Source organism: Burkholderia sp. DN3021 (assembly GCF_049805555.1).
GTDB lineage: Bacteria > Pseudomonadota > Gammaproteobacteria > Burkholderiales > Burkholderiaceae > Burkholderia > Burkholderia pyrrocinia_C.
In genome coordinates this window covers 1-2247 of the sequence record NZ_JBNCAB010000202.1, presented here as the reverse complement: position 1 = coordinate 2247, position 2247 = coordinate 1, and the positions used below count along the sequence as shown (strand labels likewise).

The window sequence follows — 2247 nt, the reverse complement described above, 5'->3', positions numbered from 1 at the left end:
CCAGCGCCACCTTCGCTTTGAACGCCGCTGAGTGCGTCCGTCGGGTTCTCTTCGTCATTTCCTCGGTTCCTTTGCCAGCATTATCGCTGGCTCAGGCCCCGGCCAAACCACTTATCCGTCTGTCCGAATTTGCGCGGCCACCTCTCTGATTGTAGGCGCGGGCGTTTGCGACCCGATACGTCGGTTTCGGGCGTTTGCGCGGCGCACCGGATTTCAGGCTGGCTTTATATGGCACTGAACGTTCACGAGGCGGATAGATCAATGGCCCTTTCTACTCGACCTCACGCTGCCGCGCAACTACCCCTTCCGAACAAAGCCCCCCAATATCGGTTGTTTCCCCGACGCGCGTTTACCGACCGCTTGAAATAATCGCGCTGCTGAATGATCGGCAGAAACCGCTGCCGAAGCCGCTCTGTCGGCGCACGCATCGTGATGCGAATCGCGATCGCCCGTCTCCGGGATAGCGCCTGACGCTCACCCAAGAGGAACCACCAAATGAGCCCGAAGTCATCGAACACCGGCACCGGACGCCGCTGACGCGAAACCGCTCGCTTAGTCGAACGTAGCGGCTGTCCGGCGCGGCGCGTCTCGTGCACGGCCGCCGCCGAGCACACGTTTCGCACCCATGCGCACGCGCCTTTTTCGCCCGCGTCGCGGTGCGTCACCGAACAACGATTGTCATCATGCACCTCTCTCTTTCGTATTCCATTGCGAACGCCAGGCGAAGCGAGTACGACGTGCCTAAGGTCACGTCGTACTCGCCGTTGACGTTCGATGCGCATGCGCCCCCGGCGCCCAGTCCGCGCCAGAGCGCGCCGCAGCTGTCCGCCGCGCCGGACGCGACGCACCCGCGAGGCTTCACGCCGCCCGCCGACACGCCGACGTGGTCCGGCACCGCAGGCGTGCGCTTCGACTTCAACGACGGCTGCCGCGTGCTGCTGCCGGACGGAGACTGGACGGTGCATCTGCGCGATACGCACACTGATATGCCGCTGTTTGACACGCAGATCGGCGCGGGCGTCGTGACGAGTACGAGGAAGCATTTCGTGCCGTTCCTGATAGAGATCGACGCGGGCGGCAAACGCGTCTTTAGGCACCAGTTCGACGCGCACGGCAAGCCCGTGCTGATTCAATTCGAGGCGGGGCGGCTTGGCGAAGCGCTTGGCTGGTTCGGCTATGCAGTGAAGTTCCAGCGGCAACACCGCTGCAAGCTGACGTGCTCGATGCCGGCGCCGCTGATCTCGCTGCTCAAACCGGGCTATCCGGACATCGAGTTCGTCGCGCCGGAATCCGTCAAGCCCGAGTGTTACTACGCGACATATCGGCTCGGGCGCTTTTCCGGCGACGAAGCGCGCGCGTACCAGCCAAGCGCGCCGCAACTCGTCGGCGTGCACCGCAGCGCCGCTTATATGCTCGGCGTCGATCCGCGCGAGGCGCCGCCGCGAATCGAGCTCGCCGCCGACAGCCGGCCGTTCGCGGGCCGCTATGTCTGCATCGCCGCGCAAAGCGCGTTGCGATGCGCGCGCTGGGAGCGGCCCGGCGGCTGGCGGGAATTGCAGCGGTTCTTAACGGCGGCCGGCTATCGGATCGTCTGCGTCGATTCGCCTTCGCCTGAGATCGCCGACGAAAGCAGCGCGCTCACACAGGCCGCACACGTTCTTCCACCCGACACGACGTGGACCGAGCGTGCGCGGTGGCTTCGACATGCGGCGTGCCTGATCGGCGTGCCCGGCGATCTCGTGTGGCTCGCATGGGCGGTCGGCGCGCCCGTCGTGCTCATCAGCGGATTCACGCATCCGGTCAGCGAGTTCGACACGCCGTACCGCGTAATCAACTCCCATGCGTGCAACAGTTGCTGGAACGATGCGAGCGCGAACTTTGACGATGCCGATGCGTCGGCGTGCCCCCGCCACGCGGAGACATTGCGCCAGTTCGAATGTGCGCGGCTCGTGAGCTGCGCGCAGGTCAAACACGCTGTCGTTCGACTGCTGGAAGCGTCCGAGCCACCCTGCTCGCCGGATAGTGAGGTCGGACGGAATTCGTGGAGGCCAACGGGTTAAGCAGCGATCGGCTTTGTTCGACAGGGTATGCGCTCAGTTGGTTGCGGCCGTAATTAGGCTGTTTTGACGCAAACTGCCTTGCCGAAGCTGTTCCAACGGTTCACGAGGTTCGCGATGATCACGCCCTCGCGCTGCTGCGATTCGAATCGGCGTGTCAGCAGTCGCGATCCGATGCAACGCTTGATCC

General features: G+C 64.3%; 1 protein-coding gene. It reads left to right on the top strand.

All coding sequences use genetic code 11. The annotated features are described in order from the left end of the window. Window positions 1-683: 683 nt before the first annotated feature. Window positions 684-2060: an autotransporter strand-loop-strand O-heptosyltransferase gene (locus ACPUER_RS36375; protein WP_425133534.1), complete on the top strand. Its 1377-nt coding sequence runs from the start codon at window positions 684-686 to the stop codon at window positions 2058-2060. Window positions 2061-2247: the final 187 nt, after the last annotated feature.